The organism is Celeribacter marinus (assembly GCF_001308265.1).
In the GTDB taxonomy this organism is placed as follows: Bacteria; Pseudomonadota; Alphaproteobacteria; order Rhodobacterales; family Rhodobacteraceae; genus Celeribacter; species Celeribacter marinus.
In genome coordinates this window covers 827,774-843,867 of record NZ_CP012023.1, presented here as the reverse complement: position 1 = coordinate 843,867, position 16,094 = coordinate 827,774, and the positions used below count along the sequence as shown (strand labels likewise).

General features: G+C 57.8%; 15 protein-coding genes. All 15 read left to right on the top strand.

Going from position 1 to position 16,094, the window contains the following annotated elements:
* Positions 1–782: 782 nt before the first annotated feature.
* The 15 genes from mraZ to IMCC12053_RS03950 all read left to right on the top strand — a co-directional run bounded on the left by mraZ (position 783) and on the right by IMCC12053_RS03950 (position 16,048).
* Positions 783–1,274 carry a division/cell wall cluster transcriptional repressor MraZ gene (gene mraZ, locus IMCC12053_RS04020; protein WP_236852583.1) on the top strand — a complete coding sequence of 164 codons (492 nt, stop codon included), beginning with the start codon at positions 783–785 and terminating at the stop codon, positions 1,272–1,274.
* Positions 1,275–1,277: 3 nt separating this feature from the next.
* Complete coding sequence (gene rsmH / locus IMCC12053_RS04015) at positions 1,278–2,276, top strand: 16S rRNA (cytosine(1402)-N(4))-methyltransferase RsmH (protein ID WP_062215984.1); 999 nt, start codon at positions 1,278–1,280, stop codon at positions 2,274–2,276.
* Entirely contained in the window at positions 2,276–2,629 is a 354-nt protein-coding gene (gene ftsL, locus IMCC12053_RS04010) for a cell division protein FtsL (RefSeq protein WP_062215982.1), read from the top strand. Before rsmH ends, ftsL begins: the two co-directional genes overlap by 1 nt.
* Complete coding sequence (locus tag IMCC12053_RS04005) at positions 2,629–4,434, top strand: peptidoglycan D,D-transpeptidase FtsI family protein (protein WP_062215980.1); 1,806 nt, start codon at positions 2,629–2,631, stop codon at positions 4,432–4,434. Before ftsL ends, IMCC12053_RS04005 begins: the two co-directional genes overlap by 1 nt.
* A gap of 34 nt (positions 4,435–4,468) precedes the next feature.
* The gene (locus tag IMCC12053_RS04000) at positions 4,469–5,941 is read left to right on the top strand and encodes a UDP-N-acetylmuramoyl-L-alanyl-D-glutamate--2,6-diaminopimelate ligase (protein ID WP_062215978.1); all 1,473 of its coding nucleotides are present in this window, start codon (positions 4,469–4,471) and stop codon (positions 5,939–5,941) included.
* The gene (locus tag IMCC12053_RS03995) at positions 5,938–7,374 is read left to right on the top strand and encodes a UDP-N-acetylmuramoyl-tripeptide--D-alanyl-D-alanine ligase (protein ID WP_062215975.1); all 1,437 of its coding nucleotides are present in this window, start codon (positions 5,938–5,940) and stop codon (positions 7,372–7,374) included. Before IMCC12053_RS04000 ends, IMCC12053_RS03995 begins: the two co-directional genes overlap by 4 nt.
* A 7-nt stretch (positions 7,375–7,381) precedes the next feature.
* Positions 7,382–8,464 carry a phospho-N-acetylmuramoyl-pentapeptide-transferase gene (gene mraY / locus IMCC12053_RS03990; RefSeq protein WP_062215973.1) on the top strand — a complete coding sequence of 361 codons (1,083 nt, stop codon included), beginning with the start codon at positions 7,382–7,384 and terminating at the stop codon, positions 8,462–8,464.
* A 45-nt stretch (positions 8,465–8,509) separates the two neighbouring features.
* The gene (gene murD, locus IMCC12053_RS03985; RefSeq protein ID WP_062215972.1) at positions 8,510–9,904 is read left to right on the top strand and encodes a UDP-N-acetylmuramoyl-L-alanine--D-glutamate ligase; all 1,395 of its coding nucleotides are present in this window, start codon (positions 8,510–8,512) and stop codon (positions 9,902–9,904) included.
* 134 nt (positions 9,905–10,038) lie between these two features.
* Positions 10,039–11,205: a putative lipid II flippase FtsW gene (gene ftsW, locus IMCC12053_RS03980; RefSeq protein ID WP_062215970.1), complete on the top strand. Its 1,167-nt coding sequence runs from the start codon at positions 10,039–10,041 to the stop codon at positions 11,203–11,205.
* A gap of 15 nt (positions 11,206–11,220) precedes the next feature.
* Positions 11,221–12,315, top strand: a complete 1,095-nt coding sequence (gene murG / locus IMCC12053_RS03975) for an undecaprenyldiphospho-muramoylpentapeptide beta-N-acetylglucosaminyltransferase (RefSeq protein WP_062215968.1) — start codon at positions 11,221–11,223, stop codon at positions 12,313–12,315.
* A 34-nt stretch (positions 12,316–12,349) separates the two neighbouring features.
* Positions 12,350–13,759, top strand: a complete 1,410-nt coding sequence (gene murC / locus IMCC12053_RS03970; protein ID WP_062215966.1) for a UDP-N-acetylmuramate--L-alanine ligase — start codon at positions 12,350–12,352, stop codon at positions 13,757–13,759.
* Positions 13,720–14,034, top strand: a complete 315-nt coding sequence (locus IMCC12053_RS03965; RefSeq protein WP_062215964.1) for a hypothetical protein — start codon at positions 13,720–13,722, stop codon at positions 14,032–14,034. Before murC ends, IMCC12053_RS03965 begins: the two co-directional genes overlap by 40 nt.
* A gap of 68 nt (positions 14,035–14,102) precedes the next feature.
* A complete protein-coding gene (locus IMCC12053_RS03960) occupies positions 14,103–14,390 on the top strand; it encodes a hypothetical protein (RefSeq protein ID WP_062215962.1) in 288 nt (95 codons plus the stop codon).
* Entirely contained in the window at positions 14,383–15,576 is a 1,194-nt protein-coding gene (locus IMCC12053_RS03955) for an APC family permease (RefSeq protein WP_062215959.1), read from the top strand. Before IMCC12053_RS03960 ends, IMCC12053_RS03955 begins: the two co-directional genes overlap by 8 nt.
* Before the next feature lie 211 nt (positions 15,577–15,787).
* Complete coding sequence (locus IMCC12053_RS03950) at positions 15,788–16,048, top strand: DUF2484 family protein (protein ID WP_062215957.1); 261 nt, start codon at positions 15,788–15,790, stop codon at positions 16,046–16,048.
* The last annotated feature ends 46 nt before the right edge of the window (positions 16,049–16,094 follow it).

Genomic DNA, 16,094 nt, shown 5'->3' with positions numbered 1-16,094 from the left:
GTGACCCTGCATTTGTAACAAGACGCCGCGCGGGGGATCTGCCTCGCGCGGCGTTTTCGTGCGCGATATAGCATGTCCTAGCCCGCTGATGGGCATTGGTGCATGGGACTTCATGGTGCGCATGGGATTTCATGGCACATTTGGGATTTTATGGGCGAGAGGCGACTTTTTAGGCCAAGAGTCGGCGCTTTCCATCCCGTTTCGAATCACTTTTCTGTGGATAACTCGGTGGAAACTTGTGGATGAGCCTGTGTTTTGAAAGTTTTTTCGACTCTTTTGGGTCGTATGGAGTTAAGAATGCACTGCACCACATGTAGTCGGTAGCTCTGTTTATTTGTCAATTTGTGGTAAATATAGTGTGAATTCGAGGTGCTATTGCTGGTGCGCTCCTCCCGTCAAATCCCACATATGGTAGCCTGTGCACAATTTACCCGTTGATTACCATGAATTCCCATGGCATGTTTGTGTCATCCGGTGAGACGGGAATGAGCGGCGCATACAAGACCGCAAACAAAACAAAATAATAAGTCAGGCTTCATACAGGCATCCATCTCACCAGAACACAGAGATCCGGCGCGCGAGCGAGCAGACATCCCCCCAGGTGGCGCGCGCAGTCGGACATCCCCGGAAACGGGACGAGGGCGGCGGATAGAGCAGTGGCAGCAGCTCGGTCCGCCGTTTCCCGTTTCAGGGGCTCACAAGATTTTCGGGTCGACGGACCCGCCCGATGAGTAGAGCCAAGCGGCTCATATGAAAAGAATAGGAGCCACGATTTGGCTGGCATGTTCATAGGCGAACACACCTTTAAGGTGGACGGCAAGGGACGCGTGTCGATCCCTGCCGATTTTCGTCGTGAACTCGAAGAGGGCGATCCTCTGTCAGGAGAAACGGGCCGCCCGCGCATGGTCATCGTCTACGGACATGACGCGCAAAAACAACTCATCGTTCATACCTATGATGGCTACAAGGCTCTCGCGGCAGATATCGCGGCACTGCCACGTGGATCTGAAAAGCGTAAAATCATGCAGCGTATGATTTTGAACCGTGCGCGTCCCACCGAGGTTGATGCAGATGGTCGTTTGGTTTTGCCGCAACCCCTTCGTGATAAAATCGGTCTCGACGGCACTGCGTATTTCGCGGGCATGGGTGAGACATTCGAGATTTGGAAGCCCGAAACCTTCGAGGTTGAAGATGCCAAAATTACGGATGGCTGGTTGGCCGAGCAGGGCGATGATTTCGACCCCCTGTCCCTCCTTGATGAATTAGGAGCCTAGATCATGTCTGAGGCTGCCACCTCTCCCGACGCGCCGCACATTCCGGTTCTATTGGCACCGCTTTTGCGCGAGTGCGCGCCTATCTGCGGTCGCTGGCTCGATGGCACGTTTGGCGCGGGTGGCTACACCAAGGGCTTGTTGGCCGCAGGGGCCGATCATGTCATGGGCGTGGACCGTGATCCATTAGCGCACGAATTGGCCGCAAAATGGGTCAAGGATTTTGGCGATAAGATTTCGCTTACACTCGGGACGTTTTCGCGGTTGGACGAATACGCGTCCGATTTGGACGGTGTCGTCCTTGATCTGGGTGTGTCGTCGATGCAGATCGATCTTGCCGATCGCGGGTTTTCGTTCATGAAGGACGGCCCCCTTGATATGCGCATGAGCCAAGAGGGGCCAACGGCGGCCCAGTTCGTCAATGAGGCGTCCGTAGACGAGATCGCGGATGTGCTGTTTCATTACGGCGAAGAGCGCCAGTCGCGCAAAATTGCCGCCGCTATCGTGATGGACCGCGAGAAAAAAACGCCGTTCGAGACAACATTGCAGCTTGCCAGCCTGATTGAGCGGTTGTTGCCACGCAAAAAGCCGGGTCAAAGCCACCCTGCAACGCGCACGTTTCAGGCCATCCGTATCCACATCAATGACGAGTTTGGCGAGTTAATCGCGGGACTTGAGGCCGCAGAGCGCGCGCTCGCGCCCGGTGGTCAGTTGGCCGTTGTGACCTTTCACTCGCTAGAGGACCGCGTTGTGAAGCGGTTCTTGCAACAGCGCGCCTCAACGGGCGGGGGCGGATCGCGTTATGCGCCCGTCCAAGAGATGAAGACGCCCGGATTTGAGAAGCTGTCAAAAGCCATCGGACCAGACGAAGACGAGTTGGTCGTGAACCCGCGTGCACGCTCTGCACGGTTGCGCGTGGCGCGCCGAACTGATGCGCCTGCCGTGGCCTCCGATCGTGCGGATCTGGGTCTGCCAAAGCCCCTTATGATGCGAGGACTGGCATAATGCGGTCGTTTTATATCACCGTGTCGGCTCTGGTTGTCATGGGCCTTGCGTTTTGGGCCTACAACGAAAATTACCGCACCCAAGAGGTGTTGCGCGATGTCTCTAGCCTTCAGCGTCAAATCGGTCATCAACGCGAAGAATTAGCGGTGCTCAAAGCGGAATGGGCCTATCTGAACCGTCCCGAGCGGCTTCGTGATCTGGCGGCCATCAATTTTGACAGCCTTGGCCTCTTGCCGTTCTTGCCTGAACAATTTGGCCGTGTTGACCAAGTTAGCTTTCCTCAAGACAATGATGTTTTGGGCCAGATTGAGGGCATATTTGACGTCGTGGGCCGCATTGAGGACGTGGAATAATGCCGATCCGCACACCACTTCGCCCCCTTGCACGTATCTTGAAGGCGCGCCAAAAGGGCGAAAACCCCGACACAATCGAGCGTGAGAACTTGCGTCTGCGCCACGAGGATATACGCGACAAATCCCGCCTTCGGGCTGAGGGGCGTTTGTTGCTGTTGGGCCTTGGGTTTGTGTCTGGGTTCATGGTGGTTGGCCTACGCATGGGGCAGGTCGCAGCCACAGTTCCCGAAGAGCCACGTGCGGTCACATCCGGCACGCCGATCCTTGCGCAACGCGCCGACATTGTGGACCGCAATGGCCGTATTTTGGCGACCAACCGCACCACACATTCGCTTTACGCGCAGCCCCATCAGATGATTGATCCGGTGAACGCGGCGCGTCAATTGGCGCGCATTTTTCCCGATCTGGACGAAGAGCGATTGATCAAGGATTTCACGGGAACACGCAAGTTCTTGTGGATCAAAAAGAAGATCGCACCAGAGCAACAACAAGCCGTTCACGACATCGGCGAACCAGGTCTGTTGTTTGGCCCGCGCGAAGAGCGCCTTTATCCAAACGGTAAGCTGGCCGCGCATATTCTGGGCGGGACAAAGTTTGGCCGTGAGGGTGTGATGAGCGCCGAAATCGTGGGCCAGTCTGGGATCGAGCGCTTTCGGGATGACTATTTGCGCGATCCTGCCAATGGCGATGCGCCTTTGCAACTCTCGCTCGATCTCACTGTGCAATCCACCGTCCGCGAAGTGCTTTATGGTGGCATGCGGATGCTTGATGCCAAGGGGGCCGCTGCCGTTATGATGGACGCGCATACGGGCGAAATTATCTCGCTCGTGTCGTTGCCTGATTTCGATCCAAATTCACGCCCTGAATATTTCACCGGTAACAATCCCGCTGATAACCCAAGGTTCAACCGTGCGGTTCAGGGCGTCTATGAGCTTGGCTCGACGTTCAAGATTTTTGCCGCCGCTCAAGCGATGGAGCTTGGTATTGCCAACCCGTCGACACCGATTCCTGCTACGCCGCCGTTTCGGTGGGGCAAGCACCGCATTGGCGAGTTTGAGGGTCACAATTACGGCCCAACGCTGTCCTTGCGGGATATGATTGTGAAATCGTCGAACGTGGCCACGGCGCATGTGGCGCAACAAATTGGCGTGACCAGACAGCAAGAGTTCCTTAAATCGCTCGGCTTTTTCGATCCAACCCCCGTGGAATTGAGTGAGGCCGCAGGGGCAAAGCCACTTTTGCCGCCAAAGTGGTCCGAATTATCGACGCTGACCATTTCGTTCGGTCATGGCCTATCGGCCTCGCCGCTGCATCTGGCTGCTGCGTACTCGTCGCTTTTGAACGGCGGCACCCATGTCACGCCCACATTGCTCAAGGCGCAGGGATTTGTCCCAAAAGGCCCGCGTGTTGTGCGCGAGGAGGTATCTGAGGCGTCGCGCGAGATGCTGCGTGCCGTGGTGTTCGAACCTGAGGGGACCGCAAACTTTGCCGAAGTGCCCGGCTACCGCGTTGGCGGCAAGACTGGAACCGCCGACAAGCCGCTCGAAAACGGGCGCGGCTATTACAAGGATAAGACGATCACCACCTTTGCGTCTGTCTATCCCGTTGATGATCCAAAATATGTGTTGATTGTTGCGTTGGACGAAGCCGTGGAAACCACAGGGCCAATTCCGCGCCGCACGGCGGGTTGGACGGCTGTGCCTGTTGCTGCCGAAATCATCCGCCGCACCTCTCCGCTGTTGGGGTTGCGACCAGAGATTGAAACTGCCGCGCAAGGTGGGGTAACACTGACCTCGACACGTTAGAACACAGCGACATTCAAAAAAGGCAGGCGCGGCAATGGTGAAATCTCTTTCCGAGTTAGGGTTAACCGCGCAGGGGGGCAGGGATGCCCATATCACCGGACTGTCCGTTGATAGCCGTGATACGCTTGATGGCCATTTGTTCGCGGCCTTGCCTGGCGCGCGCATCCATGGCGGCGAGTTTGTTGAATATGCGTTGCGCATGGGGGCGCGGGTGATTTTGACGGACCCTGAGGGGGTTAAAATTGCCGCATCCGCGATTGAGGCGCATGATCCCGCGTTGGTGGTTGTCGAAGATCCACGTCAGGCTCTGTCCTACGCTGCTGCCCTTTATTATGGGCGTCAACCCGACACGATGGTGGCGGTGACGGGGACAAACGGCAAAACATCGGTGGCCAATTTCACACGACAGATCTGGCAGCTCTTGGGCGCGCGCGCGATCAATATCGGGACAACGGGCGTCGAGGGCGATTGGCAAGCGCCAAGCCCGCACACCACGCCCGAGCCGATCACGTTGCACCGTTTGTTGTCACAAGCCGCACATGCGGGTGTCACACATGGCGCGATGGAGGCGTCCAGCCACGGCCTTGCGCAGCGGCGTTTGGATGGTGTCCGTCTGACCTCGGCGGCTTTTACCAATTTCACGCAAGACCACCTTGATTACCATGAAACGTTCGAGGCGTATTTTGCGGCCAAGGCGGGATTGTTCACGCGCGTTCTGCCCGATGAGGGCGTGGCCGTGATCAATATTGATGACCCCAAGGGTATGGAGCTAGAGGCGTTATGCGCAGAGCGCGGCATTGATGTGATGCGCGTGGGGCGCTCTGACGCCGCTGATTTGCGCGTGGTCGGTCAACGGTTTGATGCGACGGGCCAAGATGTGCGGCTCGATTTTGTCGGGAACATCACTCAGGTGCGTCTTGATCTGATCGGCGGGTTTCAGGCTGATAATGTGATTGCTGCGGCGGGTCTATGCATGACAAGCGGCGCGGACCCCGACGAGGTGTTTTCGTGCCTGATGGAGCTTGAGGGTGTGCGTGGTCGAATGGAACACGCGGCCACCCGCGACAACGGCGCGACCGTGTTTGTCGATTACGCCCATACGCCTGATGCGGTCGCCACCGCAATCAAGGCGCTGCGCCCACATGTGATGGGGCGCGTGATTGCAATCGTGGGCGCGGGGGGAGATCGTGATAAAACCAAGCGCCCGTTGATGGGGCAAGCCGCGCGAGAGCACGCCGATTTAGTGATCGTCACCGACGACAATCCACGCTCCGAAGATCCGGCTGCGATCCGCGCCGAAGTGATGCTCGGGGCAGGTGAGGCGATTGAGGTGGCGGACCGTGCCGAGGCCATTTTGCGCGGCATCGATGCGTTACAACCCGGTGATGCGCTTTTGATTTGTGGCAAGGGACACGAGACGGGTCAGGTCGTTGGCGATGTGGTCTATCCGTTTGATGATGTCGAACAGGCCTCGATGGCCGTGGCCGCCTTGGATGGTGCAATATGAGCGCGCTTTGGACGAGCGGTGAGGTTGCGGCTGCAACAGGTGGGCGCGCCACGCAGGACGTGGTCCTAAACGGGGTTTCCATTGATACGCGCACAATTGTTGAGGGTGATTTGTTTGTGGCTTTGCAAGCTGCGCGTGATGGACATGATTTTGTTGCAACGGCACTGGCCAATGGTGCGGGTGCGGCCCTTGTGACCCATGTGCCTGACGGGGTTGATCCAACGGCACCGCTGATCATCGTTGACGCGGTGCTTCCTGCATTGGAGCGTTTGGGGGCAGTCGCGCGGGCACGTGTGAGCGGCAAAGTGATCGGGGTAACCGGATCGGTTGGCAAAACCTCAACCAAAGAAATGCTACGCGCGATTTTGCGCGGACAGGGCAACGTGCACGCCGCTGAGGCCTCGTATAACAACCACTGGGGTGTGCCGCTAACACTTGCGCGGATGCCACGCGACACGGATTTTGCAGTCATCGAGATCGGCATGAACCATCCGGGCGAGATTGCACCCCTGTCGAAAATGGCCCGCCCACATGTGGCGATGATCACCACCGTAGCCGCAGCACACATGGCCGCATTTGAAGATCTTGAGGGGATCGCGCGGGAAAAAGCGTCGATTTGTGAGGGGCTTGAGCCGGATGGTATCGCGGTCATCAATAGCGATTTGAGCGTTAGCCCAACTCTGGAGGCGGCGTGGCGCGGTGACATCTTGAAATTCGGAGAAAGTGCCAACTGCGATGCGCGCCTGACCTCTGTGAGGTTGGCCGATGACGTGACCGTTGGCGAGGCGCAGGTTGATGGCGATCTACATTTGTTTCGCTTGTCCTCTGCTGGCCGCCATTTTGCCACCAATGCCGTGGGTTGCTTGGCCGTGGTTCAGGCGCTTGGGGGGGATGTCACAATGGCCGCGCGCGATTTGGCGCTTTGGGCGCCGCCCGAGGGGCGCGGAGCGCGTGAGGTGATTTTGCTCGATCCAGTCGAGATTGATCAAACGATGGTATTGCTTGATGATGCGTTTAACGCCAACCCGACATCGATGATTGCCAGTCTCGAAGTGCTCGCCGCAGCACGGGTCACGGACGGTATTGGCCGTGTGTCAAAGGGACGTCGAGTGGCGTTTTTGGGCGATATGTTGGAATTGGGCGATACAGAGGTGGCGGATCATGCAGGTCTAGCCCAGCTGCCCTTTTTTGACGCGATTGATGTGGTCCACTGCGTGGGTCCGTTGATGCGCCACCTCCATGAGGCGCTTGTCCCACAAAAACGCGGCCAGATTTACAGCCACGCCAATGACGCGTTGCGCGATCTCAAGGGATTGGTGGACGCGGGCGATGTGGTTTTGGTCAAAGGGTCCAAAGGCTCCAAGGTCAGCTTGCTTGTTGACGCGATCCGAAACTTGGGGCATCCGATGCCCAACGACGAACAAGGGATGTGATGTTTAGATGCTGTATTGGTTAACGGGACTTTCGGACGGTGGCGATGTATTCAACCTGTTTCGCTATATCACGATGCGGGCAGGCGGGGCGTTTTTCACGGCTTTGATCTTTGGGTTCATCTTTGGGCGTCCGTTGATCGATTTCTTGCGCCGCCGCCAAGGCAAAGGCCAACCTATTCGCGAGGATGGCCCCGAAAGTCACTTCGCCAAGGCCGGAACACCGACCATGGGCGGGCTGTTGATCTTGACCGCTTTGCTCACTTCGACCTTGCTCTGGGCGCGGCTCGATAATCCCTATGTGTGGATCGTTCTGTTTGTGACCTTTGCCTATGGGGCTATCGGTTTTGCGGATGACTACTCCAAAGTGTCAAAGGCCTCAACGGCGGGTGTATCTGGTCGTATGCGTCTTTTGCTTGGGTTTATCATCGCGCTGATTGCCTCTGTTTGGGCGGCTTATGTGCATCCCGACGAGTTGTCCAATCAACTGGCCTTGCCTGTTTTCAAAGATGTTTTGATTGATTTTGGCATTTTCTACATTCCTTTTGCGATGTTTGTCATCGTTGGCGCGGCTAATTCCGTGAACCTGACGGATGGGTTGGACGGCTTGGCAATTATGCCGGTCATGGTCGCCTCTGGGACGCTCGGTGTGATTGCTTATGTCGTCGGACGCGTCGACTTTACCGAATATCTTGGCCTGCATTACGTGCCCGGTACGGGCGAATTGTTGATTTTCGTGGCCGCACTCATTGGCGGCGGCTTGGGCTTTTTGTGGTACAACGCCCCACCGGCTGCTGTGTTCATGGGCGATACCGGTTCCTTGGCGCTTGGTGGCGCTTTGGGTGCCATCGCGGTTGTGACCAAACACGAAATCGTTTTGGGCATTGTTGGCGGCTTGTTCGTGGTTGAGGCGCTATCGGTGATTATCCAAGTGCTGTATTTCAAGCGGACAGGAAAGCGCGTGTTTCTCATGGCCCCGATCCATCACCACTACGAGAAAAAGGGATGGGCAGAACCCACGATTGTGATCCGCTTTTGGATTATCTCGCTCATTCTCGCGCTGATCGGTCTGGCCACGCTAAAACTGCGCTAGGCGCGAATGTTTCGACCCAACATCTGACACCTTGGAGAGACTGCCATGATCCCCGTTCTCGGATACGAAGGCCAAAAGGTCGCGGTTTTGGGGCTTGGCCGCTCCGGTCTTGCTACGGCGCGCTCGCTCAAAGAGGGCGGGGCACAGGCGCTATGTTGGGACGACAGCGTCGAGGCGCGTGATGCGGCGCACGCCGAAGGGTTCGAGATCCACGATCTGAGCAAACAAGGCGCGTTTGAGGGTGTGGCCTGTCTTGTCGTCAGCCCCGGCATCCCGCATCTGTATCCAGAACCAAACAAAGTGATTGCCCTTGCGTGGGACGCGGGCGTGCCGGTCGACAACGACATCGGTCTGTTCTTTCGCTCGCTCGGTCAGGGCGACTGGATGGAGCACGACACGCCACCGCGCGTGATTGCCGTGACGGGATCGAACGGTAAATCGACGACATCGGCGTTGATCCATCATATCCTCACCGAAAACGGCACGCCAAGCCAATTGGCGGGCAACATCGGGCGCGGCGTGTTGGACATTGAGCCGCCCGTTGAGGGCGAGGTGATCGTGTTGGAGCTGTCGTCCTATCAGACGGATTTGGCCCGCGCGCTGACCCCTGATGTGGCGGTGTTCACCAACCTGTCGCCTGATCATTTGGACCGTCACGGCGGCATGGGCGGATATTTCGCGGCCAAGCGGCGTTTGTTTGCCGAGGGCGGGCCAGATCGTGCCGTGATCGGAGTGGACGAGGTTGAGGGGCAGTATTTGGCCAATCAACTCGTTGAGGGATTGGGCGATGCGCGTTTGATCCGCATTTCAGCCGAACGCAAACTCACCACGGGATGGTCGGTTTTCGCGCGCAAAGGGTTCTTGTCGGAGTGGCGCAAGGGGCGTCAAACCACATCGATTGATCTGCGCGCCATCGACGGATTGCCCGGCGCGCACAATCACCAAAACGCCTGTGCGGCCTACGGCGCGTGTCGCGCGATCAACATTGCGCCAAAGACGATTGAATTGGCGCTCGTGTCCTTTAAGGGGCTTCCGCACCGATCGCAGTTGATTGGTGAAAAGGACGGTGTGAAGTTCGTCAACGACAGCAAAGCCACGAATGTCGATGCGGCCGCAAAGGCGCTACAGGCGTTTCCGCGGATCCGTTGGATTGCGGGCGGCATGGGCAAGGATGGCGGTATCGCTGATCTGGCCCCGCATCTGGGCGCGGTGGCGAAGGCCTATTTGATCGGGTTCTCTGCGCGCGATTTTGCGCTGCAACTGGGCGATACGCCCTACGAGATTTGCGAAACGATGGATGTGGCGGTAGCGCGAGCTGCGGCGGATGCACAGGCGGGTGATACGGTTTTGTTGGCCCCTGCGGCGGCGTCATTTGATCAATATCCCAATTTCGAGCGGCGTGGCGACGATTTTGCGCAGGCGGTCGAAGCCCTTTTATAACCCCGCATGACGTGATCATGCGCGGCGACTCGCTTGGCGCGCAATCTGTGGTAGATTCGCGCCAAAAAACCCGCTAGATTGTGTTTATAGACCCGCATAAGCGGGCGTTACAGTTCGAGGCAGTAGGCGGTCCCATGACAGAAATGGTTTATGGCTCAATTCCCCAGCGGGATGGTGAGCCGGTTCTTCCGCGTTGGTGGCGTACCATCGACAGATGGTCCTTGGCGGCCGTGTTTGTTTTGTTCGGGATCGGGCTTTTGCTTGGTCTGGCGGCCTCGCCGCCGCTTGCGCAAAAGAACAATCTCACAGATTTCTATTACGTCCAGCGTCAGACGTTCTTTGGCTCACTTGCTTTGATCACGATGGTGTTGATGAGCTTGATGGACCCGCAAAAGGTGCGCCGTTTGGGCGTACTGGGGTTTATCGCTGCGTTTGTGGCGCTGATGCTATTGCCGGTGTTTGGCACCGACTTTGGCAAGGGGGCCACGCGGTGGTTTTCGCTCGGGTTCGCCTCCGTGCAGCCGTCCGAATTCCTCAAGCCGGCGTTTGTGATTACTGCCGCGTGGCTTATGGCTGCGGCGCATGATGTTGGTGGTCCTCCGGGGCGTCTCTATTCGTTCATGTTGGTGTCGGTTATTGTGGTTTTGCTCGCGCTTCAGCCCGATTTTGGACAGGCGTCGTTGATCTTGTTCAGTTGGGGTGTGATGTATTTTGTGGGCGGTGCACCCATGATCTTGTTGCTCATACTTGCGGGCGGGATCGTTGCATTTGGCACCGTAGCCTATAACAACTCCGAACACTTTGCGCGCCGCATTGACGGTTTTCTCAATCCAGATATCGATCCCACAACCCAAATCGGTTATGCGACGAACGCGATCCGCGAGGGTGGGTTTTTCGGTGTCGGCGTAGGCGAGGGGACCGTGAAATGGTCGCTGCCTGATGCCCATACCGATTTCATTATCGCGGTGGCCGCCGAAGAATATGGTCTGATCCTTGTGATGATCATTTTGGGTCTCTACGCCACAATCACCGTGCGTGCGCTGTGGCGTCTGATGCGCGAGCGTGACCCGTTTATCCGCCTTGCAGGCACGGGTCTGGCCTGTGCCTTTGGCGTCCAAGCCTTTATCAATATGGGTGTTGCGGTGCGGCTCTTGCCCGCCAAAGGCATGACCTTACCGTTCGTGTCCTATGGTGGCTCGTCCGTCATCGCGTCTGGCATCGCCCTTGGTGCGCTTTTGGCGTTTACCCGTACCCGCCCCCAAGGCGAGATTGGCGATTTGCTCGTTCGCCGTGGTCGCTAGTTAATAGGTTCAAATATGACACAATCCGCTCCTCTCCTTGTGATCGCCGCTGGCGGAACAGGGGGGCATATGTTCCCTGCTCAGGCATTGGCCGAAGTGATGATTGCGCGCGGGTGGCGCGTTAAACTCTCCACCGATGCACGCGGTGCGCGCTACACCGGTGGCTTTCCACAGGCCGTCGACATTGAACAGCTGCCATCCGCAACCTTTGCGCGCGGCGGTGTTGTGGCCAAACTTTCGGCCCCGTTGAAAATCGCGGGCGGTGTGTTCAAGGCTTTGCGCAAGTTTCGTCGTGATCGCCCCGCCGTTGTCGTAGGCTTTGGCGGCTATCCCGCTATTCCTGCCGTGGCCGCCGCCACGCTGTTGAAGCTGCCGCGCATGATCCACGAGCAAAACGGTGTGCTTGGTCGCGTCAACAAGGTCTTTGCGACCCGTGTCGATCATGTTGCGTGTGGGACATGGCCCACAGATTTGCCCGAGGGCGTTGTGGGCACCCATGTTGGCAATCCCGTGCGCCGCTCTGTGATGGACAAAGCCGGTGCGCCCTATATTGCCCCGGGGGACTACCCGATGGAAATTCTGGTGATTGGTGGCTCTCAGGGCGCGCGGATCACCTCCGATAGTGTGCCCGCCGCGATTGCTGCCCTGCCTGACGCCGTAAAGGCAAATCTACGTGTGAGCCAACAGGCGCGCCCCGAAGACGTGGAACGCGTCGAGGCCTATTATGCCCAAAGTGGTATTGGCGCGGATATTAAAACCTTCTTTGACGACATCCCCAAACGCATGAGCGAGGCGCAGCTCGTGATTGCCCGCGCAGGTGCGTCGACCGTTGCGGATATTTCCGTGATTGGCCGCCCGTCGATCCTGATCCCGTTTGCCGCCGCTACTGGGGATCACCAAACGGCCAATGCGCGTGGTCTGGTCGATGCTGGAGCCGCAATTATGATCCCCGAGAGCCAAATCAGCGTGGCCACCTTGTCCGAGCAGATTGCATTGGTTATGGGCAACGCAGACGGTGCCGCACAAATGGCGCGCTCGGCCTTGTCGGTGGGCAAGCCTCACGCCGCAACCGAGCTGGCCGATATGGTCGTAGAACTGGCCGCGCAATAAGCGCGCAAACTGTAAGAGTGAAAGAGACGAGACGATGAACGCAACGACAAAACTTCCCACCGAAATCGGTCCCATCCATTTTGTCGGTATTGGCGGCATCGGCATGTCGGGCATTGCGGAAGTGTTGTTGAACTTTGGCTACACCGTTCAGGGGTCCGACCTAAAAGCGTCGAAGATCACCGACCGTCTGGCTGAGCTTGGCGCGGAGATTTTTGTGGGCCAAAAGGCCGAAAATCTTGAAAATGCCGAAGTTGTCGTGATTTCATCGGCCATTAAAACGGGCAACCCCGAACTGGATGCAGCACGCCTCAAGGGACTGCCTGTTGTGCGCCGTGCGGAAATGCTTGCCGAATTGATGCGTCTCAAATCCAACATCGCCGTTGCGGGGACGCACGGCAAAACCACAACCACGACCATGGTCGCGGCCCTCTTGGATCAAGGCGGCATTGACCCAACCGTGATCAACGGCGGTATTATCCACGCCTATGGCTCGAATGCGCGTGTGGGCGAGAGCGATTGGATGGTGGTGGAGGCCGATGAGAGTGACGGCACGTTTAACCGCCTACCCGCGACGATCGCCATTGTGACCAATATCGATCCCGAACACATGGAACATTGGGGCGATTTCGACACGCTGCGCAAAGGCTTTTACGACTTTGTGTCCAACATCCCGTTTTACGGTTTGGCCGTGTGCTGTACCGATCACCCCGAGGTGCAAAGCCTCGTGGGCAAGATCACAGATCGCCGCGTGGTCACCTATGGCTTTAACGCCCAAGCGGACGTGCGCGCGACCAATCTGACCTATAAAAAGGGTGTCGCGCATTTTGACATCGTTCTGGCAACGGACGGGATTACGATCGAGGGCTGTACGCTACCGATGCCCGGAGATCACAACGTCTCCAACGCGCTGTCCGCCGTTGCCGTTGCCCGCCATCTGGGTATGAAGGCTGCCGAGATCAAACAAGCGCTTGCTGAGTTCGGGGGCGTCAACCGCCGCTTTACCCGTGTGGGCGAAGTGAATGGCGTGACCATCATTGACGACTATGGCCACCACCCCGTCGAGATTGCCGCCGTACTCAAGGCCGCCCGTCAGGCTATTGGCGACGAGGGCGGTCGTGTGATCGCCGTACACCAGCCGCATCGCTATTCGCGTCTACACTCGCTGTTCGAGGATTTTTGCACCTGCTTTAACGAGGCGGATGTGGTTGGCATTGCCGATATTTATGCAGCTGGCGAAGAACCGATTGAGGGCGCGGGCCGTGATGACCTCGTCGCGGGTCTGATCCGTCACGGTCACCGTCATGCGCGTGCGGTGACGTCCGAGGACGATCTGGAGCGACTGGTGCGTGAGCAAGCACGCGACGGCGATATTGTCGTATGCCTTGGGGCAGGGACAATTTCCACATGGGCGACCGGCCTGCCTGCGCGCCTGTCCAAACCCTAGCGGCGGCTGTTGTGAGTATCCTCATTCTCATCGTGTTCTGGTTGGTGCTAGGTCTGTGTCTGGCGTGGCGGTTTAAATACTGCCTAATGGTTTTTGGGGTCTACGCCCTCATCCGCGCGGCTCTCTCCCTTGGGCTTTCGATCCCTTTTGCGGGGATGGGGGTGCGTATGGTGATCGCAATGAGCCTGTATATGTGGCCGGTTGTCTTGGTCGCATTGAGCATTGGTGCGGCTCTCGGGTTGCTTCTCAAGCGGCGAGGGACCACGGCCCAATAGTGCAAATATCGCGCCACACTTTGTTCTAGCGCACAGACGGCGACGATTTGGTGGCGTAGGGTCGGATCATGGATCAGATAAACGGCTCTTTATTGTTCAAGATTCTCATGTCTTTTCTGGCATTGGGCGGCGTGGGTTATGTGTTCTCGCGTGCGCCCAAATGGCTGTGGATTGTCGGTGCGGTCGTGATCGTGGCGGCAATCACCGTGGGGTTTTTCACGGGAGTTTTGCAAACTGAAGCCCGCCGCGTAGCCGTGTTTTATCTGATTGTCAGCCTGCCAGTGGCGCTACCGGCGTTGGGGATTGGCGTTCTGTTTGGCATGGCAAAACGCAGACGGGAGGCGGATTATGGCTGAGGCGTTAAAGCGGCGCATCGGGCCGGTGTTGCTCACGGCATATGGCGTGGGCGTGATGGTTGGCGCGGGGATTTACGTCTTGGTGGGGGCTGTTGCTGCCCATGCAGGGATCTACGCGCCCCTTGCCTTTTTGCTTGCGGGGCTAATCGCTGCTCCATCGGCGCTATCTTATTCCGAGCTGTCCACCCGCATTCCCCAAGCCGCAGGGGAGGCCGCTTATATTGAGGCGGGGTTCGGCTCGCGCACGCTTGGCGTCATTGTCGGGCTTGGCATTGTGGCGGCGGGCACCGTGTCGGCTGCGGCCGTTTTGCGCGGGGGCGCGGGCTATCTCACGGGTGTGTTTGATCTGCCGTGGGATATTGTGGTGATCGTGCTTGGGGGAGGTTTGATCACGGTCGCCCTCGTTGGAGTGCTTGAAAGCCTAGCACTTGCCGCCCTCTTTACGATGATCGAAATCGGCGGATTGGCGTTGGTGATCTGGGCCGGATGGAGCGCGCCCGTGTCGCCCGATTGGGCCGCACCTGCATCGCTCTACCTGCCAGGAATCGGCGTCGCGGCCACACTCGCGTTCTTTGCCTTCATCGGATTCGAGGACATCGTGAACATGGCCGAGGAGGTCCGTAATCCCACGCGCACCCTACCGATTGCCATTATCGCGTCCCTTCTCATTACGACACTGCTCTATGCTGGCGTAACAACTGCGGCGGTGCGTGCCGTGCCGATAGATGCGTTGGCCCTGTCCGATCGTCCACTGGCGCTTGTGTATGAAGCGGCGCGGGGGGGCGATGGTCGCATGTTGTCGTTGATTGCTGTCGTGGCGGCGCTCAATGGCGTGCTTGCGCAAATGGTGATGGCGGCACGCGTGCTCTACGGATTGGGGCAGCGCGGCGGGGTGTTGGGTGTGTTTCACCACGCACATGCGCGCTTTGGGACGCCTGTTTTTGCGACGCTTCTGGTCGGCGTCTGTGTGATCGTTGCGGCGCTGACGTTGCCAGTGGCGGATTTGGCGGGGGTTACCTCGTTCATTTTGTTGATCGTCTTTGCCTTGGTCAATGGCGCGTTGATTGATCTTAAACGCCGCACGCCATCCGCGCCGTTTCGCGTTCCCAACTGGGTGCCTTATATGGGTTTGGTTTTGTCTGTTTTGGCTTTGGTCGTCTTTGGACTGGCGGGACAGGGGCTTTGACATTGGATTTGCCCAGATGCATATCGGCTCTTGCAACGCTATCCCTTGCTCCGTTACCATTAACAAACTAGGAACGGACCAGATATGCGTCACTGCTGACGCGTTTTCGTCTGTTTGTATTCGTATCGTCGCTGCCATGTCTTTGTTTCGAACGCCCGCCATACGTTTTTTGGCACAGGTGAGACCACCAAGAGATGACAGGAGGCCGTACATGTCTATTTCCCTTATTTTGGCGTGCCTTTGGGCTATTGCCGCCAATGTCGTTGCGATGGTTCCGTCCAAAAGCAACCATTGGCGCCAAGCCTATGTGTTGATCGCCGCCGGTGTGCCGATCGTGGGCTACGTGACGTATGAGAATGGTCCGTGGGTTGGATTGATCGTCTTGGCCGCTGGCGTGTCGATCCTGCGGTGGCCCGTGATTTATTTTGGTCGCTGGCTGAAGCGCACGACGATTAAAGGTCCGGCAGAGTGAGCGCGTGCGAATAGGGGATTCCCACGGTCCATCGCCCCTGATATAG